The 22180-nt window shown below is 74.9% G+C and carries 18 protein-coding genes and 1 riboswitch; of the genes, 8 read left to right on the top strand and 10 right to left on the bottom strand.

What is annotated here, in order from left to right:
• The first annotated feature begins 57 nt into the window (after nt 1-57).
• From ACIPXB_RS10785 to ACIPXB_RS10760, 6 genes are all read left to right on the top strand, one after another.
• The gene (locus ACIPXB_RS10785) at nt 58-1176 is read left to right on the top strand and encodes a hypothetical protein (protein WP_401447348.1); all 1119 of its coding nucleotides are present in this window, start codon (nt 58-60) and stop codon (nt 1174-1176) included.
• 65 nt (nt 1177-1241) lie between these two features.
• On the top strand, nt 1242-2483 hold the full coding sequence (locus ACIPXB_RS10780; protein WP_401448235.1) for a sensor histidine kinase: 1242 nt from the start codon (nt 1242-1244) through the stop codon (nt 2481-2483).
• Nucleotides 2480-3145 carry a response regulator gene (locus tag ACIPXB_RS10775; RefSeq protein ID WP_401447346.1) on the top strand — a complete coding sequence of 222 codons (666 nt, stop codon included), beginning with the start codon at nt 2480-2482 and terminating at the stop codon, nt 3143-3145. The genes ACIPXB_RS10780 and ACIPXB_RS10775 overlap by 4 nt, the downstream gene beginning before the upstream one ends.
• A gap of 62 nt (nt 3146-3207) precedes the next feature.
• The gene (locus ACIPXB_RS10770; protein WP_401447343.1) at nt 3208-4659 is read left to right on the top strand and encodes a peptidoglycan D,D-transpeptidase FtsI family protein; all 1452 of its coding nucleotides are present in this window, start codon (nt 3208-3210) and stop codon (nt 4657-4659) included.
• A 241-nt stretch (nt 4660-4900) separates the two neighbouring features.
• Nucleotides 4901-5608 (top strand): DsbA family oxidoreductase, encoded by a 708-nt coding sequence (locus ACIPXB_RS10765; protein WP_401447342.1) that lies wholly within the window; start codon nt 4901-4903, stop codon nt 5606-5608.
• Between the two features lie 102 nt (nt 5609-5710).
• Nucleotides 5711-6763 carry an aminotransferase class V-fold PLP-dependent enzyme gene (locus tag ACIPXB_RS10760; RefSeq protein ID WP_401447340.1) on the top strand — a complete coding sequence of 351 codons (1053 nt, stop codon included), beginning with the start codon at nt 5711-5713 and terminating at the stop codon, nt 6761-6763.
• Here the strand turns inward: ACIPXB_RS10760 and ACIPXB_RS10755 are convergent.
• A complete protein-coding gene (locus tag ACIPXB_RS10755) occupies nt 6760-7893 on the bottom strand; it encodes a pyridoxal-phosphate-dependent aminotransferase family protein (RefSeq protein WP_401447338.1) in 1134 nt (377 codons plus the stop codon). The genes ACIPXB_RS10760 and ACIPXB_RS10755 overlap by 4 nt on opposite strands.
• 53 nt (nt 7894-7946) lie before the next feature.
• Between ACIPXB_RS10755 and ACIPXB_RS10750 the strand changes: the two genes are divergently transcribed.
• Nucleotides 7947-9032, top strand: a complete 1086-nt coding sequence (locus ACIPXB_RS10750) for an amidohydrolase family protein (protein ID WP_401447336.1) — start codon at nt 7947-7949, stop codon at nt 9030-9032.
• A 297-nt stretch (nt 9033-9329) separates the two neighbouring features.
• Nucleotides 9330-10295, top strand: coding sequence for an SCO1860 family LAETG-anchored protein (locus tag ACIPXB_RS10745; protein ID WP_401447333.1), 966 nt, complete (start codon nt 9330-9332; stop codon nt 10293-10295).
• 88 nt (nt 10296-10383) lie between these two features.
• Here ACIPXB_RS10745 and ACIPXB_RS10740 read toward each other — a convergent pair whose 3' ends face one another.
• From ACIPXB_RS10740 to ACIPXB_RS10700, 9 genes are all read right to left on the bottom strand, one after another.
• Entirely contained in the window at nt 10384-11601 is a 1218-nt protein-coding gene (locus tag ACIPXB_RS10740) for a CapA family protein (protein ID WP_401447330.1), read from the bottom strand.
• Between the two features lie 220 nt (nt 11602-11821).
• Nucleotides 11822-13270 (bottom strand): Rv2231c family pyridoxal phosphate-dependent protein CobC, encoded by a 1449-nt coding sequence (gene cobC, locus ACIPXB_RS10735; protein WP_401447327.1) that lies wholly within the window; start codon nt 13268-13270, stop codon nt 11822-11824.
• 97 nt (nt 13271-13367) lie between these two features.
• Nucleotides 13368-14780, bottom strand: a complete 1413-nt coding sequence (locus ACIPXB_RS10730) for a cobyrinate a,c-diamide synthase (protein ID WP_401447325.1) — start codon at nt 14778-14780, stop codon at nt 13368-13370.
• A gap of 5 nt (nt 14781-14785) precedes the next feature.
• On the bottom strand, nt 14786-15385 hold the full coding sequence (gene cobO / locus ACIPXB_RS10725) for a cob(I)yrinic acid a,c-diamide adenosyltransferase (RefSeq protein ID WP_401447323.1): 600 nt from the start codon (nt 15383-15385) through the stop codon (nt 14786-14788).
• Complete coding sequence (locus ACIPXB_RS10720) at nt 15385-17526, bottom strand: putative cobaltochelatase (protein ID WP_401447320.1); 2142 nt, start codon at nt 17524-17526, stop codon at nt 15385-15387. Before ACIPXB_RS10720 ends, cobO begins: the two co-directional genes overlap by 1 nt.
• A 187-nt stretch (nt 17527-17713) precedes the next feature.
• A complete protein-coding gene (locus ACIPXB_RS10715; RefSeq protein ID WP_401447317.1) occupies nt 17714-19252 on the bottom strand; it encodes a cobyric acid synthase in 1539 nt (512 codons plus the stop codon).
• The gene (locus ACIPXB_RS10710; RefSeq protein ID WP_401447315.1) at nt 19249-20214 is read right to left on the bottom strand and encodes a cobalamin biosynthesis protein; all 966 of its coding nucleotides are present in this window, start codon (nt 20212-20214) and stop codon (nt 19249-19251) included. Before ACIPXB_RS10710 ends, ACIPXB_RS10715 begins: the two co-directional genes overlap by 4 nt.
• 56 nt (nt 20215-20270) lie before the next feature.
• Nucleotides 20271-20382, bottom strand: a riboswitch (cobalamin riboswitch).
• A 138-nt stretch (nt 20383-20520) separates the two neighbouring features.
• On the bottom strand, nt 20521-20742 hold the full coding sequence (locus tag ACIPXB_RS10705) for a hypothetical protein (RefSeq protein WP_401447313.1): 222 nt from the start codon (nt 20740-20742) through the stop codon (nt 20521-20523).
• Nucleotides 20743-20771: 29 nt separating this feature from the next.
• Nucleotides 20772-22037, bottom strand: a complete 1266-nt coding sequence (locus tag ACIPXB_RS10700; protein WP_401447311.1) for an anion permease — start codon at nt 22035-22037, stop codon at nt 20772-20774.
• Between the last annotated feature and the right edge of the window lie 143 nt (nt 22038-22180).

Genomic DNA, 22180 nt, shown 5'->3' with positions numbered 1-22180 from the left:
AGGCGGTTCACCGTCACGGGGGAGGTGGCGGCCGGGCCGGGGCGGGACCGTTGTCCCATGACCACGGGACACGTGAACCTGCCGAACTCGCCCCACCCGCACGAGCCGCCCCACCCGCCCGAGCCTTCCCACCCGCACGAGCCGCCCGAGCCGCCCGAGCCGCACGAGCCGCCCGAGCCGCACGAGCCGCCCGAGCCGTGCCGCCCGGCGCCCCCGGCGCCCTCGTCGCCGGGGCCCGTCCGACGGGCCCTGCGCATCGTCGCCGTCGCCGCCACCCTGCCCTACCTCACGCTGAAGACGATGTGGGTGGCCGGGAGCCACGTCGGCATACCCGAGGGGAGCATCCTGCGCGAGGGCACCCTCTTCTTCGCCGTGGCCAACGGCGCCACCCTCCTCATGGACGCCTTCCTCGTCGTGCTCGTCCTGGCGCTGACCCAGCCCTGGGGCCTGCGCATACCGTCCTGGCTGATGGCCGTGCCGGCGTTCGTCGCCATGGGCCTGCTCACCCCGATCCTCACCGCGTTCCCGCTCCAGCAGCTCCTGCGGCTCTTCGGCACCGCACCGGACGCCGCCGAGCGGGCGGCGCGCGAACCGTTCCTCGACCCCTGGGTGTTCAACGTCGTCTACACCGGCTTCTCCATACAGGCGCTGGCGCTCGCCGCTCTGTTCGTGCCGTATGCGCGGCAGCGCTGGGGGCACCTGTGGCGGCAGGGGGCCGGACCGGTCCGCGGGGCGCGGGCGGTGGCGGTGCCGGCGGCGGCCGGAGCGCTGGCGCTCGCCGCGATACAGACGTACTGGGCCTTCGGCGGCACGGGCGGGATGACCGCGGCGATGCTCGCGCAGCGTTCGGCGGACACCGTGATGATCGGGGCCGTGCACGCGGCGTGCGCCCTCGCGGGCGGGGCCGGGGCGCTGCTGCTGGCCTTCGGCGGCGGTCGGGGCGGTGGCGGTGGCCGGCCCGCCCGGGGACCGCTCGCCCTGGCCTGGGTGGGCGGCGCGGCGGCGGCGAGCTGGGGCGCATGGCTCTCCCTGGCCGTGCTGGCGCCCCCGCCGGGCGGCGATCCGGAAATGGCCCCCACCGGGGTGCTGCAGCTCGCCTACGCTGGCCAGATGATCACCGGACTGCTCGTCGCCGTCGTCGTCACGCGGTTCCTGACCGCCCGCCGCCCGGGGTGAGCCGGTTCCCGGTGCGCCGGGCCGGGCTGCGCTGGGTGCACCTGATCCTCGGCGGAGCCCTGCTGATGCCGTACTTCCTGCTCGCCTCGGTCCTGGTCGGGATGCTGGGGCAGGGGGGCAACTCCTTCTCCTCCCTGCGGCTGCTGCTCCTGGCCTACGCCATCGCCCTGCCGATGGCCGCCGTCAGCGCGCTGCTGTTCCCGCTGGCCCGGCCGATGTCGGCGGCGGCCGTCCGGGCCCTGTGCGGGGTGCCGGGGGAGCGGCTGGCACGGGGACCGGCCCGGACCTGGGCCACGCGGGGGCGGGCCGGGACCTGGTGGACCCTGCACCTGGGGGCCGGGGCGGTGCTCAGCGGGCTGAGCCTGGCGGTACCGCCCATGGCCCTGGTGCTGATGGCGATGCCGTTCCTCGGTGAGCGGCGGCGGGCCGGGCTGGGGATGGAGTGGTTCGCGCGGGGGGCCGGGGTCTACGCGGCCGTCCTCGCCGGTCTCGCGCTGCTGGCCCTGCTCGCCCTGTGCGCGGCCGGGGCCGGGGCGCTGCTGGCCCGGGCGGCACCCCTGCTGCTCGGGCCCAGCACCGCCGACCGGCTGGCGGCGGCCGAGGAGCGGGCCGCCGACCTGGCGGTGCGCAACCGGCTGGCGCGGGAGCTGCACGACGCCGTGGGGCACGCGCTGAGCGCCGTCACCCTCCAGGCGGCGGCCGCCCGGCGGGTGCTGGACGACGATCCCGGATTCGTCCGGGAGGCGCTCGCCGCGATCGAGGACACCACGCGGCGGACGGTGGGCGAGCTGGACGCCGTGCTGGGCCTGCTGCGGGACGGGGACGCCGCCCGGCCGGACGCGGCGCCCGCGCCGACGCTGGCCGCCGACCTGGAGGGGCTGCTCGCCCGGACCCGGGCCGCCGGGACGGTGCTCACCGTGCGGCAGCAGCCGGGGCCCGGCGGCGGCTGGGACCGGCTCCCGGCGATCGTCTCCCGCGAGGCGTACCGGATCGTCCAGGAAGGGCTGAGCAACGCGCTGCGCCACGGAGCGGGCCCGGTGGAGCTGCGGATCGCCGTCCGGGAGGACTCCGGGCCGGGCGAGGAGAAGACACACGAACTGGAGATCGACATGACCAACCCCCGGTCCCCGCAGGGATCCCGGGCCGCACGCACCACCGGCGGGCGCGGGCTGCGCGGCACCGCCGAGCGGGCCGCCCTGCTCGGCGGCAGCGTGGAAGCAGGCCCGGAGGACGGCCCGGACGGCGGCCCGGAAGCGGGCCGGTGGCGGCTGCGGGCCGTCCTGCCGATCGGCGGAGGTGCCCGGTGAGCCGCCCGCCGCTGCGGATCGTCGTCGCCGACGACGAGCGGATGGTGCGCACGGCCCTGCGCGTCATCCTCGCCGCCGAACCGGATCTGGAGGTCGTCGGCGAGGCCGCCACCGGCGCCGAGGCCGTCTCCCTGGTCCGCTCGCTGGAGCCCGACATCGTCCTCATGGACGTCCGGATGCCCGAGATCGACGGGATCCGCGCCACCGAGCAGATCCTGGCGACCATGGCCCGGGCGCCCCGGATCCTGGTGGTCACCACGTTCGACAACGACTCCTACGTCTACGACGCGCTGCGCGCCGGAGCCGCCGGCTTCCTGCTCAAGCGGGCCGACCCCGAGGAGCTGATCGGCGCGGTCCGGCTGGTGGCCCGTGGCGACTGCCTGCTCTTCCCGGCCGCCGTGCGCACCCTGGCGACCGTCCATGCCGCCACCGCCGCGCCCGCCGCCGCGCCCTGGGTGGCCCGGCTCACCGAGCGGGAGGCGGACGTCCTGCGGCTGATGGCCACCGGACTGTCCAACCAGGAGATGAGCGAGCGCCTGGGCGTCGGGCCGCAGACCGTCAAGACCCATGTGGCCGGCGTGCTCGCCAAGACCGGTTCGCGCGACCGCACCCAGGCGGTGATCGCCGCCTACGAGGGAGGTTTCCTCATGAAGAAAAGCTGAGAACTCGGCCACAATCCGGTCAGAAAGGAACGGAAGAGGCGCCTGGGACGTCCTCCAGGGGGATGAACAAAACGATCAGGCGTGCGTCGGTCTTCTGTCTGCTCCTGGTGCTGGCCCTGCTGGTGCGGGTCACCTGGGTGCAGGCATATCAAGGCCAGGCCCTCGCAGACGACAAGAACAACCGACGGAACACGATCGCCAAGTACGCGAACCCGCTCGGGAACATCATCGTGGGCGGTCAGGCCATCACCGGCTCGGTCGCGACCGGCGGCAAGGACTTCGCGTACAAGCGGACGTACACCGACGGGCCGCTGTACGCGCCGATCACCGGGTACAGCTCGCAGGCCTTCGGCGCGAAGGGACTGGAGGGTGTCTACGAGGACATCCTCAACGGCAGCGACAGCCGGCTGAAGACGTTCATGGACATGATCACGGACAAGCGGGCCGAGCCCGGCAACGTGCTGACCACGATCGACAAGGACGTCCAGAAGGCCGGCTACGACGCGCTCCAGGGCAAGCAGGGCGCGGCCGCCGCCCTCGACCCGGCCACGGGGGAGATCCTCGCCCTCGTCAACAACCCGTCCTTCGACCCGGGCCGCATCACCGGCGCCAACGACAAGGACGCCTGGCAGGAGCTCTCCGCCGACCAGGGCAAGGCCATGGACAACGTGGCACTGCGCAAGCCGCAGGCACCGGGCTCCACGTTCAAGCTGGTCACCATGGCGGCGGCGCTGGAGAACGGGATGTTCTCGTCCATCGACACCCCCACAGGCGTCAAGGACCCGTACATCATCCCCGGCACCACGACCCCGCTGAGGAGCGAGGCGCCGACGCCGGCCTGCGACAACGTCTCGCTGCGCACCGCGCTGCGGCTGTCGTGCAACAACGTGTTCGCGGACCTCGCCTACCGGCTGGGCCAGGACAAGATGCGGGCGATGGCCGAGAAGTTCGGCTTCAACATGAAGATCGACACCCCGGTCCGCACCGACCCGCCGAGCCGCTACCCGTCCAAGAAGATGTCGATCGACCAGGTCGCGCAGACGGGTATCGGCCAGTTCGACGTCCAGGCCACCCCGCTCCAGATGGCCATGGTCTCCGCCGCCATCCAGAACGGCGGCAAGCTCGTCGCCCCGCACATGGTCTCCGACGTCACCGACTCGGCCGGCAACGTGCTGGAGAGCATGCGCAATCCCGACTCCAAGCAGGTCGTCAGCGAGCGCACGGCCTCGATGCTGCGCGACGCGATGCGGACGGTGGCCACCGAGGGCGGCGGCAAGCCCGCCCAGGTCAGCGGCGCGGAGGTGGGCGGAAAGACCGGTACCGCGCAGCGCGGAGTCAACAACAGCCTGCCGCCGCTCGCCTGGTTCACCTCCTACGGTCAGGTGAAGGGCAAGCAGATCGTGGTGGCCGTCGTGATCGAGAACTCGGACACCGACCGCTCCGAGATCGGCGGCGGCAAGCTGGCCGCGCCGGTCGCCCAGAAGATGATGGAGACGTGGCTGAAGAAGAAGTAGCCGCCCCCAGCCGCGCCCGCACCGCCGACGCGCCGGGAACCCCGCACGGGGCCCGGCGCGTTTGCCTTCCCGTGATCCGGACCGCGCTCCCGGCCGATCCCGGCGCCCTCGCCGCCCCGCCCGTCGGGGGAATGACACACTCCGGCCCGGTGTTGTGCACGGAACCGTCCCCGAACCGGCCCGACCCGAACCGTTCCCGAACCGTTCCCGAACCCCCCGAACCCGCTGAGAAAGAAGGATCATGCGCGTAGAGATCTGGAGCGACATAGCCTGTCCGTGGTGCTACATCGGCAAGGCCCGCTTCACCAAGGGACTGGCCGCCTTCGCGCACCGCGACGAGGTCGAGGTCGTCTTCCGGTCGTTCGAGCTCGACCCCCACAGCGCCAAGGGCGACGCGGTGCCGGTCGTGGAGATGCTGGCCAGGAAGTACGGCCGCACGCTCGAGCAAGCGCGCGGCATGGAGGCGCACGTCGCGGTCAACGCCCGCTCCGAGGGTCTCGCGTACCGCACCGAGGGACGGCTGCACGGCAACACCTTCGACATCCACCGGCTGCTGCACCTGGCCGCCGCGCGCGGGCGCCAGGAGGAACTGCTCGACCTCGCCTTCCGCGCCAACTTCGCCGAGGACCGCTCCGTCTTCGACCCCGAGACGCTGGTCGCGCTCGCCGTCGAGGCCGGCCTGGACGAGGCCGAGGCCCGCGAGGTCGTCGCCGACGGCACCGCCTATGCCGACGCCGTACGGGCCGACGAGCGCGAGGCGTCCGAACTGGGCGTCAACGCCGTGCCGTTCTTCGTTCTCGACCGCCGCTACGGCATCTCCGGCGGCCAGCCCGCCGAGGTGTTCACCCAGGCGCTGGAGCAGGCGTGGGCCGGCCGCGAGACCGACCTTCCGGCGCCCGCCGCGGACGCGTGCGAGCCCGACGGGACGTGCGCGGCGCCCCGGGCGTAGCCCGCGGGGCGGCTCCGGCGCCCCACATATAAGTCATCCTTGGATTCGGCATGTAAAACTACTCAATAGACTTTGGGTTCTCGTTGAGTCAGAGTGGACGGCATGGATCTTCTTGCCGATATCGCACGTGCCGAGTTCACCCACACCAGCACCTACGCCAACACCGCCACCTGCGGCATCCTCCCGCGCGGCGCGGCGGCCGCCGTACGGGAGCTGATCGACGCAGCCGGGGCCGGAGCCCCGGCCGGCTTCGGCGACTTCGCGCGCGTCGAGCACGTGCGCGAGCGCTTCGCCCGCCTCGTGTCGGTGGCGCCGGCGCGGGTGGCGGTCGGTTCCGCCGTGGCCACCCACGTCGGGCTGATCGCCGCGAGCCTGCCCGCCGGCGCGGAAGTCCTGTGCCCCGAAGGCGAGTTCGCCTCCGTGATCAACCCCTTCGTGGTCCGCGGCGACCTCAAGGTGCGGTTCGCCCCGCTGGAGGCCCTGGCCGAGGCGGTCGGCCCGGCCACCGCGCTGGTGGCCGTCTCGGCCGTCCAGTCCGCCGACGGCCGGGCCGTGGACCTGGCGGCGGTGCGCGCGGCGGCGTCCTCGGCCGGGGCCCGGATGCTGGTCGACGCGACCCAGGCCGCCGGCTGGCTCCCCTTCGACGCGACGCCCTACGACTACACGGTCACCGCGGGCTACAAGTGGCTGCTCGCCCTGCGCGGGGTCTCGTTCCTGACGGTGTCCGAGGAGGCCCAGGAACACCTGGTCCCGCTGCACGCCGGCTGGGTGGCCGCCGAGTCGATGTGGGACGCCACGTACGGCCCGATGCGGCAACTGGCCCACGACGCCCGCCGGTTCGACGAGTCTCCGGCCTTCGTCGCCTACCATGCCGCCGAGTTCTCCCTCGGCCTCCTGGAACGGGCCGGCATCGACGCCGTCCACGCCCACGACACCGCGCTCGCCGCCCGCTACCGCGCGGGCCTGGCCCGCCTCGGCCTCGACCCCGTCCCGGGCACGGCCCCCATCGTCTCCGTCCCCGGGCTCGCCCACCGCCAGCCGGCCCTCGCGGCGGCCGGCGTCCACACCGCCGCCCGCGCGGGCTCCCTGCGGGCCTCGTTCCACCTGTACAACACCGAGGCGGACGTCGACCGCCTCCTCGACGCCCTCACCTAGGCCCCTTCTCGGCCCTGGTCACCGGAGGCCGCCCACGCCGCGTCCGCCGCCGCGAGGGCGGCGGCCGTGGTGTCGGCGTCCGTGTCCAGGGCCGTGGCCAGGGCGGAGAGGGCCGCGGCGACCGCGGCCGGCGAGGCCGCCGGTCCGTAGTGGTTGACGCGGACCATCTCGCGGGCCAGCGCGCCACCGCCCGCCGCCAGTACGGCCGCCGGGTCGGCGGCGAGCGCCTTGGCGACGACCAGGGAGGCGTCCGCGACGCGCAGGGTGGTCGCCACCGGGGCCGCCTCCGCCGCGCGCGGCACGTACGCGGCGGCACCCAGCACCGCCGCGCCCGCCCGGGTGGCGGCCGCGGCCGCCGCGTGCCGCGCCATGACCGCCGCGGGCCCCTCGGCCGCGATCCGGTCCAGGCAGGCCTCGAGCGCCAGCATCTCCAGCTGGGCCGGGGCGTGCGGCAGCGCCGCGCGCCCGCCGTCGATCCAGCGTTCCTTCCAGTCCAGGAGGGAGAGGTACGAGCGCCTCGGCGCGGCCGGGTTCGCGGCGAAGCGGTCCCACGCCCGCCCCGACACCGAGACCGCCGAGACCCCCGCCGGGCCGCCCATCGCCTTCTGCGCCCCGATCACGCACAGGTCCACGCCCCACGCGTCCGGCAGCAGCGGTTCCGCGCCCACCGACGCCACCGCGTCGAGCATGAACAGCGCGCCGTGCGCCCGGACGACCTCGCCGATCTCCGCCACCGGGTTGGTGTTGCCCGTCGACGCCTCCGCGTGCACCAGCGAGACGAAGTCGATCCCGGGGTGGCGGGCCAGCGCGTCGGCGACCGCGCCGGCGGTGACCGCCGTGTCGAAGGGCACCGCCAGGTCGACCACCCGCGCGCCGCAGTTCCGCAGCCAGTCGCCGAACGTGGTCCCGTACGGGCCCGTCACGATGTTCAGCGCCGTCGAGCCGGGCCGCGCCCCCGAGCGGATGCAGCCCTCCAGCGGCAGCAGCGCCTCGCCCTGCGTGATCACCACGTCGTGCCGGGTGCCGAGCAGCTCCGCGACCCCCCGTTCGATCGACGCGAACCGCTCCGCCGTGAGCGGTGGCAGGTCGAGCAGGGGATGGGGCGCGGGCTGGGTCACGGTGGTGCTCACTTCGTCCGGAGGTAGGGGGCCGAGCCTACCGATCACGTCAGTACAGTGCGGGCATGAGCGATGTGCTGCATGTGAGGGGCCGCATCCTGGTCGGCCCGGACGACGTCCGCGACGAGCTGTGGGTGGTCGGCGGCCGGGTCTCGTACGAGCGCCCGCGCGCCGCCGGGGACATCACCACCGTGTCCGGCTGGGCCCTGCCCGGTCTCGTCGACGCGCACTGTCACGTGGGACTCGACGCCCACGGCCCGGTCGACGCCGCCACCAGCGAGAAGCAGGCGCTCACCGACCGCGACGCCGGCACGCTGCTGATCCGGGACGCCGGTTCGCCGTCCGACACCCGCTGGATCGACGACCGCGAGGACCTCCCGAGGATCATCCGGGCCGGGCGGCACATCGCCCGCACCCGGCGCTACATCCGCAACTACGCCCACGAGATCGAGCCCGACGAGCTCGTCGCGTACGTCGGCCGCGAAGCGCGCCGCGGCGACGGCTGGGTGAAGCTGGTCGGCGACTGGATCGAGCGCGGGGCGGGCGACCTCACCCCCTGCTGGCCGCGCGAGGCGGTCGAGGCCGCCATCACCGAGGCCCACCGGCTCGGTGCCCGTGTCACCGCCCACTGCTTCGCCGAGGACTCGCTGCGCGACCTCGTCGAGGCCGGGATCGACTGCATCGAGCACGCCACCGGCCTGACCGAGGACACCATTCCGCTCTTCGCCGAGCGGGGCGTGGCGATCGTGCCGACGCTCGTGAACATCGCCACCTTCCCCCGGCTCGCGGCGGGCGGCGAGGCCAAGTTCCCCCGCTGGTCGGCGCACATGCGGCGGCTGTACGAGCGGCGCTACGACACGGTCCGCTCGGCCTACGACGCGGGCGTGCCCGTGTACGTCGGCACGGACGCCGGCGGCTCGCTGCCGCACGGGCTGGTCGCGCAGGAGGTCGCGGAACTGGTGAAGGCCGGCATCCCGGTGCTCGACGCGCTGTCCGCGACGGCGTGGGGTGCGCGCCGGTGGCTGGGCCGGCCGGGCCTGGAGGAGGGGGCCCCGGCGGACCTCGTGGTCTACGCCGAGGACCCGCGCGCGGACGTCCGCGCGCTGGCCGATCCGCTCCGGGTGGTGCTGCGCGGCCGGGTCCTCGCCTGACGCGGCGCGGGATTGACGCCCCGTGACACCGGGGCCCGGCCGCTCGTTGTCCTGCGCTCCTGTCGTCGGAGTACCGCCCCGCGGGCGTCCCGGGTGGGGCGTGGGGCAACTCCCGTTCCCCGTGGGGCGAGGCGATTCGAATAGGTGCGCGGAAATCCCTCTTTGGGGTGAACTCACCCCGGGTTGCTGCCCGTTCACTCTCAGTGCGTAAAGATTCCGGGGTCGAGGCCGTCGGCGCGCGCCATGTCCCCCATGGGCGGCGCGGCGGTCACCCTTCTCCCTGGGGGTTCCACCACCTTGAACAGCAACACCTTCCGCATGCCCGCGGCCGCCCTGCTCGCCACGGGAGCGGTGGCCCTGCTCGGCGCGCCGCCCGCCCACGCCACCCCCGGCCCGGGCGGCGGCGCCGGCGGCCCCGACGGCCGGGCGAGCGCGGTCGTCCTGCGCACGGGCCTGGACGTCGGCCTGCTCAACAAGGCCGTCCACGTCCCGCTCAAGGCCACCCTGAACGAGGTCAGCGCCCCCGCCGACGCCGCGAAGACGGCCCTGACCGTCACCCTGGACGGCGTGGACCAGGGCAGGCCGGTCAGCGTGCTGCGCGCCGACGTGGCCACCTCGAAGGCGACGGCCGACGCGGCGCGCGCGCAGGCGGAGGCCAAGCTGGTCAACGCGAAGGTCCACGTCCCCGGACTGCCGCTGCTCTCGCTGATCCAGGTCGAGAACGTCACCTCCAAGGCCGTCTGCGAGGCCGGCCGGAAGCCCGTGGCCGACGCCAACGTGCTGGGCGCGGTGACCGTCCTGGGCAAGAAGGTCACCCTGACGCCCGGCGGCCCCACCCGCGTCGCCGTCCCGGGCGTCGGCGAGGTGAACCTGGAGCTCTCCGGTACGGAGACCACCTCGACCACCGCCGCCGCGGCCGCCCTGCGCCTGAAGGTGACGGTGAACCCGCTCGACCTGAACGTCGCCCAGGTCGAGGGCGAGGTGGTCCTGGCCGAGTCGCGGTGCACGTCACCCGTGGCACCCTCCGCCGCGCCGGCGCCGAAGCCGGACGCCAAGCCGCAGTCCGGCGGCGCCGCGACCACCACGAACACCGGCACCGGCACCGGCACGAACACCACCGCCACCAGGGCGAGTTCCACGCAGGGCGGTCTGGCCGAGACCGGCGGCAGCTCGACGACCCCGTACGTCGCGGGCGGCGGGCTGCTGCTGCTCGGCATCGGCGGGTGCGCGCTCTACCTCGGCCGCGGCCGCGGCCGGGCCTGAATCCGGCACCGGAAGGCCTGAATCCGGCACCGGAAGGCGCCGGGGCCCGGCTCCCCCGCGGTCAGGGCACGGGCGCCGGGGCCCGCGGTCAGGGCGCGGTGGCCTTCACCAGCCCCTGCTCGCCCGCCTTCCGCGTCAGCACGGCCTCGCCGACCTGCTTGTCGACGGCGGCGTACTCGCTCTTCTTGCCGGCCGGCAAGGAGCCGTCCGAGGCGGCGCACGACGCGCACACCACGCGGAACGGCGGTCCCATGTCGGAGTACTGCGTGAAGTACTCCGCCTTCACCACCTCCCAGCGGCCCGGACGCGCGGCCGACGGACCGAAGGTGAAGCGGGGGACGGAGGACATGTTGCCGCGTTTCTTGTCCGCGGGCACGAAGCTGGCGACCTGGTCGCCCATCCCGAAGACCACCCAGGTGCCGTTGATCTTCTCGTAGGGCTGCGGCACGTGGTTGTGCGTGCCGATGATCAGGTCGATGTCGGGCAGCCCGTCGGTCTGCGACGCGGTCAGCGCCTGGGCCAGCTCGAGCTGCTGCTGGTCGGGCGCGGTCTGCCACTCGGTGCCCCAGTGGACGCTGAGGACGACGACGTTCGCGCCGGCCTTCCGGGCGGCGCGGGCGTCGGCGATGATCCGGTCCCGGTCGGTGAGGTTGACCGACCAGGGCTTGTCCTTGGGCAGCGGTATCCCGTTGGTGCCGTACGTGTACGACAGCTGCGCGATCTTCGCGCCACCGGCCGTCAGCAGCGCCGGGGCCTTGGCCTCCTCGGCGCTGCGGGCCGAGCCCACGTGCTCGATGCCGACGCGGTCGAGGTGTTCGAGGGTGTGGACGAGGCCGTCGTACCCGGCGTCCAGCGTGTGGTTCGACGCCGTCGAGCAGCCGTCGTACCCGGCGTCCTTCAGGGCGTCGGCCAGTTGGTGCGGGGCCTTGAAGGTCGGGTAGCCCGTGTAGGGGCCACCGGCGGGGCCGTACGGTATCTCGTGGTGGCAGATCGCCACGTCGGCCGCGGAGACGATGGGCTTGACGCCCGCGAGTATCTTGCGGAAGTCGTGGCCCTTGCCGCCCGCGTCGTCCGCCGCCCGCTGGATGATCGACGGGTACGGGATGATGTCGCCGGTCGCGACCAGGGTGAACGGACGGGCGTCGGCGGGCGCCGTCGCCCCGCCGGGGGTGGCCGAGGAGCCGCCCCCGAGCCGCTGCTCGCCGGCCTGGCCGACGTTGTCCAGCAGCCGTGGCGCGGCGTAGACGCCGCCCGCGACCACCGCCAGCACCGCCACGGCCACACCTGTCCTCGCCGGTGTCCTCATGCCGGTCCCCCCTGGCCTCGTATGTCCTCGAACCTGTTGACGCCGGGATACTTTCGCACGTCACAGCGGTGCGGCGGCCGGCGGTCCACCTGAGGGACGCGGAGCCGGGGCCCGCCGGTTTCACGGACCACCGCCCGGCGACGGTCCGCGACACCGGCCGGTGGTCCGCGACACCGGCCGACGGTCCGCGACACCGGCCGGTGGTCGGCGGGCGCGGTGGTCAGCGGGCGGTCAGGGCCAGCGCGTGGTCCAGCGCCTGGAGCAGCCGTCCCGTCGTCGCCCGGTCCCGTACCGCCAGCCGCAGCCAGGAGCGGTCCAGACCCGGGAAGGTGTCCCCGCGCCGCACCGCGAAGCCCAGCGCGCGCAGCCGGGTGCGTACCTCCGCCGCGCCCTCCACCCGGATCAGCACGAACGGCCCCTCCGCCACCCCGGCCACCGAGATCTCCTCGAACTCGGCCAGCCCGGCCAGCAGATGGGCCCGGTCCACCGCGATCTGCCGGGCCGCCGCCTCCGCCTCCGCCAGCGCCGCCGGCGCCACGCACGCCTCGGCCGCCGCCAGCGCCGGCGCCGACACCGGCCACAGCGGCTGCGCCGCCGCCAGCTTCGCGATCACCTCCGGCTCCGCCAGCACGTACCCGATCCGCAGCCCCGCCAGCCCCCACGTCTTCGTCAGGCTGCGCAGCACCACGAGCCCCGGCACGTCCGTCCGCCCGGCCAGCGCCTCGCGCTCGCCCGGCACCGCGTCCATGAAGGCCTCGTCCACCACCAGCGTCCGCCCTGGCCGGGCCAGCGCGGCCAGCGCCGCCGCCGGGTGCAGCACGGAGGTCGGGTTGGTCGGATTGCCGACGATCACCAGGTCGGCGTCGTGCGGTACGGCCGCCGGGTCCAGCCGGAAGCCGTCCGCCGCCCGCAGCAGCACCCGCTCCACCCGGTGCCCGGCATCGCGCAGCGCCGCCTCCGGCTCGGTGAACTGCGGGTGCACCACCACCGGCCGTACGGCGCCCAGCGCCCGCGCGATCAGGACGAACGCCTCCGCGGCCCCGGCCGTCAGCAGCACCCGCTCCACCGGCAGGCCGTGCCGCGCCGCGACCGCCGCCCGGGCCGCGCGCCCGTCCGGATAGGCGGCCAGGGAGTCCAGACCGGCCGCGATCCGCTCCTTGAGCCAGGCCGGCGGGGTGCCGGAGCGGACGTTGACGGCGAGGTCCACCAGGCCGGCCCCGGCACCGGCCACCTCGGCGTCCCCGTGGTGGCGCAGATCGTGCTCGCACGCCGCCGTCACGGCCACCGCGCAGGTCGCGGCCGCCGACTTCCGCTTGGGGACGAGGAGGGTGCCGCCACCCGCCGGCGCCGCTTCGGCCACCCCCGCCAGCGCCGCCGCCTCGGCCACCGACGGGGTACCGGCCGCCTCCCGTACCGACTCGACGGGATGCGGGACGGGAACCCGCGCCAACTCCTCGGCGGTGTAGGTGCGCACGGGTACGCCGAAACGTTCCGCCAGCTCCGCGATCCCCGCCTCGCCGGCCTTCGACTCCACCGTGGCCAGCGCCGTCACCGCCCCCGGCGCCAGCCCGGCCAGGGCCAGCGTCTCCTCGACCAGCGCGCGGACCTCCGCGACGGACACGCCCGCGCGGGCGCCGACGCCGACCACCACCTGCTCGTACTCGCCCATCCGGGAGCCTTCCTCAGTCGTCAACGTGTGCCACCGGTCCGCCCCGCGCACGGGGTGGAACGGCTGCCGACGATACGGCGAGCCGGGCACGGTGAGCTCATGGGGCGCCCGCGAACCCCCGGGCCGCCTCGGTGAAGCGGGCGGCGACGGACGGCTGCGCCGCCCAGTGGGTGTGCAGGTAGCTGGCGTGCACACCGCCCCGTACGAACCCCTCGACGCGCCGCTCGGGATGCGTGAACCCCCAGGCGGGGCTCGCCCCGGCGCCGGGCTCGACCACCGTGCGGTGGAACTCGTGCCCGCGCAGCCGCGTGCCGGCGGCCGCGAGCGCACTGTCCGACACGGCGACCGCCTCGCGGTAGCCGAGCGTGAGCCGCTCCGACATCCGCGCGTCGGCGTCCAGCACCCCGCACATGGGCCGGCCGTCGAGGGACCGGGCCAGGTAGAGCAGCCCGGCGCACTCGGCGGCGACCGGCGCCCCCGCCGCCGCGAGCCCGGCGACGGCCTTGCGCAGCGGTTCGTTGGCGGCCAGCTCGGGGGCGTACACCTCGGGGAACCCGCCGCCGATGACGAGCCCGGCGGTCCGGTCGGGGAGCGCCTCGTCGTGCAGCGGGTCGAAGGGAACCACGTCGGCGCCGGCCGCGGTCAGCAGCTCGGCGTGCTCGGCGTAGGAGAAGGTGAACGCGGGCCCGCCGGCGACGGCGACCACCGGCCGCAGGCCGGGCCCCGCCGGCCCCTCCGGCGCCCGGGCGCCGGACGAGCCGGCGGGGCCGACGCCCGCCAGGGCGGCCTGCGGCGACCACGGTTCGCAGTCCAGCGCCGGGGCGGTCCGCGCCAGGGCCAGCAGCCCGTCCAGGTCGCAGCCGGCCCGGACCTGCTCGGCCAGCGCGGCCACGGCCTCGACCGCGTCCGCGCGCCGCTCGGCCACCGGCACCAGCCCCAGGTGCCGCGACGGCGCCGACACCTGCGGCACCCGCCGCAGCACGCCGAGGACCGGCATCCCGGCCTCCTCCAGCGCCTCCCGCAGCATCGCCTCGTGCCGGTCCGAGCCGACCTTGTTCAGGATCACGCCACCGAGGCGCACCTGCGGATCGAACGATGCGAAACCGTGCACCAGCGCCGCCACCGACCGTGACTGCGAGGACGCGTCCACGACCAGCACCACCGGCGCCCGCAGCAGCTTCGCCACGTGCGCCGTCGAAGCCAGCTCGCCGCGTCCGGCCGCACCGTCGTACAGGCCCATCACGCCCTCGACCACGGCCAGGTCGCACCCGGCGGACCCGTGCGCGAACAGCGGGGCCACCAGTTCCGGACCGCACAGGAACGCGTCCAGGTTCCGGCCCGGCCGGCCGGTCGCCAGCGCGTGGTAGCCGGGGTCGATGTAGTCGGGCCCGGCCTTGTGCGGGGACACGGCCAGCCCGCGCCCGGCGAAGGCCGCCATCAGGCCGGTCGCGACCGTGGTCTTGCCACTGCCCGACGACGGCGCCGCGACGACCAGGCGCGGGATGCGCACGGATGTCACCACTCGATGCCCTTCTGGCCCTTCTGGCCGCTGTCCATGGGGTGTTTGACCTTGGTCATCTCGGTGACCAGGTCCGCGAACCCGATCAGCTTCTCCGGCGCGTTGCGACCGGTGATCACCACGTGCTGGGTGCCGGGACGCTCCCGCAGCACCTCGATCACCTCGTCCACGTCGATCCAGCCCCAGTGCATCGGGTACGCGAACTCGTCCAGCACGTACAGCCGGTGGGTCTGCGCCGCGAGGTCCCGCTTGACCTGCTCCCAGCCCTCCTTGGCGGCCTGCTCGTTGTCGAGCTGCGCGTCGCGCTGGACCCAGGACCAGCCCTCGCCCATCTTGTGCCAGGCGACCGGGCCGCCCTCGCCCGAGGCGCCGAGCACCTTGAGCGCGTTCTCCTCGCCGACCTTCCACTTCGCCGACTTCACGAACTGGAACACCCCGATCGACCAGCCCTGGTTCCAGGCGCGCAGCGCCAGGCCGAAGGCGGCGGTCGACTTGCCCTTGCCGGGGCCGGTGTGGACGAAGACCAGCGGGCGGTTGCGGCGCTGGCGGGTGGTGAGTCCGTCGTCCGGAACGACGGACGGCTGTCCCTGAGGCATTACGCGACCCTCCTGTGGGTGTGGTGCGACGGGGAAGCCGTCGCCGCGGTACGTACGTCCTTCACGAGCCCGGCCAGTGAGTCGGCCCGCAGCCCGTCGAGCGTCACGGCGGGCCCGCCGAGGTCGGCGGCGAGCCCGGCCGCCAGGCCCAGCCGGACGTGGCCCGACTCGCAGTCCACGACCACCGAGGCGACGCCCTCGCCGCGCAGCAGCCGGGCGGCGCGCGCCGCCAGGGCGCGCGGGTCCCCGCCGTCGGTACCGGCCGGGGCGGTCCGGCCGCCGGTGCCCGCCGAGGTGGCCCGGCCGTCGGTGACCACGACCAGCAGCGGCCGCCGCGAGGGGTCCCGCAGCCGTTCGACGCGCAGCACCTCGTGGGCCTTGAGCAGGCCGGCGGCCAGCGGCGTGCGGCCGCCGGTCGGCAACTGCTCCAGCCGGGCGGCGGCGGTGTCCACCGACGAGGTCGGGGGCAGGGCGAGGTCGGCGGCGGCACCGCGGAAGGTGATCAGCCCGACCTTGTCGCGCCGCTGGTAGGCGTCCAGCAGCAGCGACAGCACGGCGCCCTTGACGGCGCTCATGCGGCGGCGCGCCGCCATCGACCCGGAGGCGTCGACGACGAAGAGGACCAGATTGCCCTCGCGGCCCTCCCGGACCGCCTGGCGCAGGTCGTCCTTGCGGATCACCAGCCCGCGCCCCGTGCGCCCGCGAGCCTTCTGGTGCGGGGCGGCCGCCCCGATCGTCGCCGCGAGGTGCAGCTTGGTCAGGTGCCCGCGGGGGCGCTGGGCGGCGGTGGTCCGGCCGTGGGCGCTGCGGGCGCGCGAGCGGCGGCCGCTCGCGCCCTCGCCGAGGCCGGGCACGCTGAGCGTCTTGGTGCGGAAGGGGTCGGCGGCGGCGACGGCGGCCTGTTCGGGGGCGTCGGAGCCGGCGGCCGGAGCGGGTTCGCCCGCGCCGGGCGCCTCCTGGGGGCCGCCCTCGGGCGCGGGGTCCGGCGGCGTCTCCCGCTGTCCGTCGGGCTGCCGCGGCCCGTCGCCCTGCGGGGGCACGCCACCGCCGTCGGGGCCGTCACCGTCGGGCCCGGGCTCGGGGTCCGGGTCAGTGTCGGGCTCGGGGTCGGGCTCCGGTTCCGGCTCGTCGTCCGGGAACCGGTCCAGGATCTCGTCGAGCCGGTCCTCGTCCAGGCCGGGCGCGTCGAAGGGGTTGCGGCGCCGGCGGTGGGGGAGGGCCAGCAGCGCGGCCCGGCGCACGTCCTCCTTGCGTACGTCCGTACGGCCGGCCCACGCGGCCAGCGCCGTCGCGGTGCGGGCCATCACGATGTCGGCCCGCATCCCGTCGACCTCGAACCCGGCGCAGGCCGCGGCGATCTGGAGCAGCGCGACGTCGCCGAGCACGACCTGGGGCAGCAGGGCGCGCGCGGCGACGATCCGGGCGCGGACGTCGGTCTCCTCACGGGCCCAGCGGGCGGCGAAGGCGGCGGCGTCGTCCTCGTACGCGAGCCGGCGGCGCACCACCTCGACGCGCTGCTCCGGCTCGCGGGAGGCGGCGACCTCGACGGTGAGCCCGAACCGGTCGAGCAACTGCGGGCGCAGCTCGCCCTCTTCGGGGTTCATGGTGCCGACGAGGAGGAACCGGGCGGCGTGCCGGACGGAGACGCCCTCGCGCTCGACGTACGAGGCGCCCATCGCGGCGGCGTCGAGGAGCACGTCCACCAGGTGGTCGTGGAGGAGGTTCACCTCGTCGACGTAGAGGATGCCGCGGTGGGCGTCGGCCAGCAGGCCGGGCTCGAAGGCCTTCACGCCTTCGGCGAGGGCCCGTTCGATGTCCAGAGCACCGACGAGCCGGTCCTCGGAGGCTCCGACGGGCAGTTCGACCATGCGGGCGGGCCGGTCGGCGCCGGGGCCCGGCTCGTGCGGGCCGTCGGGGCAGACCGGGTCGGGCGCGGCGGGCGCGCACGAGAACCGGCAGCCGGGGACGACGTCGACGGCCGGCAGCAGTGCGGACAGCGCGCGCACGGCGGTGGACTTGGCGGTCCCCTTCTCGCCGCGCACGAGCACACCGCCGACCGCGGGGCTCACGGCGTTGAGCAGCAGCGCCAGCCGGAGGTCGGTCTGGCCGACCACTGCGGTGAACGGGTAGGGCGTGCTCATGCGTTGCTGACTCCTTCGTGTCGTGCTGTCGGCTGCGGGGTGCCGGCGCGGGGGCCGCTGTGCGGCACTTCCAGCCCGCGCGGCGTTTGAGCGCACGGGCGCGCCGCGCACGTACGGGGGTCCGGGGGCTCGCCCTCGGTCACGGGAAGGGGCGGGGTGGGGGAACAGCCCCGCAGGGCCGGCGCCGTCACGGCGCACCCGGGGGCAGGAACGGCAGGCCCGCGGGGGCGCCGCCTTCGATCAGGCGCAGCAGGGCGTCGGTGTCCGCGTGTTCCTCGATCAGGTCGCCCAGCAGGTCCAGCTGCTCCTCGCGCAGGGCGCCGAACGAGGTGTCCGGGGCCGGGACGAAGCGGCGGCCCGAGGCCGCGGCCACCTCACGCAGGAACGCCCGGCGGAAGGCGTCCGACTCCAGCGAGCCGTGCCAGTGCGTGCCCCACACCGCACCCACCCGGCACCCGTCCAGGAACGGCTCACCGCCGTCCACCTCGGCCACGCCGTGGTGGATCTCGTACCCCGTGACCGGTTCGCCCAGCGCCGTGCCGGCCGGCCGCGCCAGGGTCTTCTCGCGCGCGAAGCGGACGCGTACGGGCAGCAGCCCGAGGCCGTCCACCACCCCCGCCCGCGACTCGACCTCGTCCTCGATCCGCTCGCCCAGCGCCTGGAAGCCGCCGCAGATGCCCAGCACCGGACGGCCCTGTGCCGCCCGCCGGGCCAGCGCGTCCGCCAGCCCCCGCTCCCGCAGCCACGCGAGGGCGTTCACCGTGCCGCGGGTGCCGGGTACGACGACCAGGTCCGCGTCGGCCAGTTCCTCGGCCCGGTCCACGAACCGCACCACCACGCCCGGCTCCGCCGCCAGCGCGTCGACGTCCGTGAAGTTGGACATCAGCGGCACCGCGCACACCGCGACCCGCAGCACGTCCTCGCCCACCGGGGGCGCCACCACCGACTCGCGGACCGCGCCGCGCAGCGAGACCCGCAGGCCGTCCTCCTCGTCGATGCCCAGCCCGTGCTGGAAGGGCAGCACCCCGTACGTCGCCCGGCCGGTGATCGAGCGCAGCATCTCCATGCCCGGCTCCAGCAGCGAGACGTCGCCGCGGAACTTGTTGACCAGGTAGCCGGCGATCAGGGACTGGTCCTCGGGGCTCAGCAGCGCCGTCGTACCGAAGAAGGACGCGAAGACCCCGCCCCGGTCGATGTCGCCGACCACGACGACGGGGAACCGCGCGGCGCGCGCGATGCCCATGTTCACGATGTCGGTCCGGCGCAGGTTGATCTCGGCCGGACTGCCCGCCCCCTCGCAGATCACGGCGTCATACGTGCCCCGCAGCTGCTCCAGGCAGTCCGTGACCACGCCCAGCAGCTGCTCCTGCCGGCCGCCGTGGTAGCCGCGCGCGCTCATCTCGCCGACCGGCCTGCCCAGCAGCACCACCTGGCTGCTGCGGTCGCTGCCGGGCTTGAGGAGCACCGGGTTCATCAGGGCCGTCGGCTCGACGCGCGCCGCCTGGGCCTGCATGGCCTGGGCGCGGCCGATCTCGGCGCCCTCGCGGGTGACGAAGGAGTTCAGGGACATGTTCTGTGCCTTGAACGGCGCCACCTTCACGCCCTGCCGGGCCAGCCACCGGCAGATGCCCGCCGTGACCACGCTCTTGCCGGCGTCCGAGGTCGTCCCCGCGACCAGCAGACCGCCGCCCGGACCGCCGCCCGGCCCCCTGCCCGGACCGCTCATCCGCGCCCACCCCTTCCGATGCCCGCGTGTGACATCGCGTACCGCAACGCCACACATGACCCCAGTGCCAGCCATGTCACCTGCCGCGACAGCCGCACCGCCCGCTCGATGTCGCCGACCGCCACCGGCCGCCCCCGTTCCCCGTTCAGCACGGCCCGGTGCTCGACCCGGCCGCCGTAGGCCAGGGTGCCGCCGAGCCGGACGCCCATCGCCCCCGCGAAGGCGGCCTCCACCGGGCCCGCGTTGGGGCTCGGGTGGGCGGCGGCGTCGGCGCGCCAGGCCCGCAGCGCGCCGCGCCGGTCCGGGCCGGCCAGGACCGCGGCGAGCGCCGTCAGCCGGGCGCCGGGCCAGCCGGCGACGTCGTCGAGGCGGGCGGAGGCCCAGCCGTAGCGCAGATGGCGCGGAGACTTGTGGCCGACCATCGCGTCCAGGGTGTTCACCGCGCGGAACGCCACCAGCCCCGGTACCCCGGCCACGGCCCCCCAGACCAGGGCGCCCACCACGGCGTCGGAGGTGTTCTCGGCGACCGACTCGACCACCGCCCGCGCGATCTGCTGGTCGTCCAGGGCCTGCGGGTCGCGGCCGCACAGGTGCGGGAGCCGCTCCCGGGCCACCTCGGTGTCCCCGGCCGCGAGCGCGCCGCCGATGGCGCGCGCCTCCCGGCCCAGGGAGGTCCCGCCCACCACGGTCCAGGTGGCGGCGGCGGTCAGGGCGATCCGTACGGCGGCGGGGCGGGTGCGCACGGCGCGCGCCGCCAGGGCGCCGAGCGCGGCGGCGCCGCCCACGCAGACGGCGGTGTGCAGGGCGCCGCGGCGCCGGCTGTCGCGCCAGAGGGCGCGTTCGACGGCGGCGGCGGCCCGTCCGAAGGCGGCCACGGGGTGCCCACGGCGCGGATCACCGAGGATCCGGTCGCCGATCAGGCCCGCCGCGGCGCCGTACGCGAAGACGCGATCGGCACGCATGGGACAGGTAGGTCCTCACTCAGGGTCCGCGCCCTGGTTGACGTGTCCGGCGGCGAGAGTTCCTGGCTCCCGGCGGCTGACGTCCGTCTCGCTCGTACCGCTCGACGACCACGTCCGCGCGCCGGTGACAGTGGCGGGACCGCGCCGGATTCGCACCGGACTTCCTCTCCATGCCGCCGTGCTGGCCCGGGCAGTCCACCACGCACCGCGAACGCCCGTCAACTCGCCGTTGACCTGCCCAAACGAAGAACTCCCCCGGGGCGTTGCCCGGGGGAGTCCTCGGTGGTGCATGCGGTGCGTGCCGGCTCAGGCGACGATCAGGTAGATCCCGTACGAGACGGCCGCCGCGCACAGCGCGAAGCAGACGTACGCGCCGCTGCGCGCCAGGGTGGCGGCGCCGCCGCGGGCGGTGGCGGCCTCGTGCTTGGAGAGGCCGACGATGCCCAGGACGAACAGGGTCACGAGGGCGACGGTCGCGGAGAGACTGACGCCGAAGACGGTGCCGAGTGCTGCCCAGTCGATCTTCATACTGCTGAATCCTCTGTGGTATTCGCTCGTCAGACCGCGGGCGCCGGAGCGGCCGGGGTCTCGCCGGACGCGTGCGCCGGGGCCGGGATGGTGGCCTTGAGGTCCTCGTCGGTGACGGCGGCGGTGGTGCCCGCCGGCGGCACGGCGACGGCCGCGATGGCGGTGGTGACCACGCCGGGCGTCTCGGCGGCCGGCTCGAGGTCGTTGACGTTGTGGTGGTCGACGACCTGGCGGCGCGAGATCAGCCAGATGGCGAGGCAGGAGCCCACCAGGAAGACGGTGACGGCGGCGATGCCGATGTCACCGGTGCGCATGACGTACTCGGCGGCGGCGGAGACCAGCGCGGCGGCCGGCAGGGTCAGGCCCCAGGCCACGAACATGCGGGTCGCGGTGGACCAGCGGACCACACCGCCCTTGCGGCCCAGACCCGCACCCATGACCGCGCCGGAGCACGAGTGGGTGGTGGACAGCGAGAAGCCGAGGTTGGAGGAGGCGAGGATGACGGACGCGGCCGAGGTCTGGGCGGCGAAGCCCTGCTGCGGCTGCAGGTCGGTCAGGCCCTTGCCCATGGTGCGGATGATGCGCCAGCCGCCCAGGTAGGTGCCGAGCGCGATGGCCACGCCGGCGGAGACGATGACCCACACCGGCGGGTTGGCGCTGGCGGGCAGGGCGCCGCCGGCGACCAGGGCCAGGGTGATGATGCCCATCGTCTTCTGGGCGTCGTTGGTGCCGTGCGCGAGGGAGACCAGACCGGCGGAGGCGATCTGACCGGCCCGGTAGCCCTTGGCGGAGGTCTTCTCGCCGACGTTCTTGCCGAGCTTGTACGTGACCTTCGTGGCGAGCATCGCGGCGACACCGGCGACGATCGGGGCCGCGATGGCCGGCAGGAGCACCTTGGTGACGAGCGTGCCGCCGTTGACCGCGCCGAGACCGGCGGAGGCGACCGCGGCGCCGACCAGACCGCCCATGAGGGCGTGCGAGGAGCTGGAGGGGAGCCCGACCAGCCAGGTCACGAGGTTCCAGAGGATCGCGCCGACCAGGGCGGCGTAGATCACTTCTGGCTGGATGCCCTCTTCGTTGACCAGGCCCTTGGAGATCGTCTTGGCGACCTCCACGGACATGAAGGCGCCGACGAGGTTGAGCACGGCGGACATGGCCACCGCCGTCTTGGGCTTGAGGGCGCCGGTCGAGATGGTGGTCGCCATCGCGTTGGCTGTGTCGTGGAAACCGTTCGTGAAGTCGAACACGAGAGCGGTGATGATCACGATCCCGAGGAGAAGCGTTATGTGCTCCATTTACCCAGGCTTCTGTGGGACGTCAGTGGCTCGCCGACCGTAGGCAACCTGGGTGAACGGAAAGTGAACTGACTCGGGCGTGGTGGTGTATCGGCCAGGCGTGAGTTCGGGCCCCTGGTCCCGATTCTGTCGTAGTTATGTCG

Origin of the sequence: Streptomyces sp. NPDC090022, from assembly GCF_044748145.1 — a bacterium.
Taxonomy (GTDB): Bacteria; Actinomycetota; Actinomycetes; order Streptomycetales; family Streptomycetaceae; genus Streptomyces.
The sequence above is the reverse complement of the archived record's forward strand: the minus strand, read 5'-3'. Positions and strand labels throughout refer to the sequence as shown.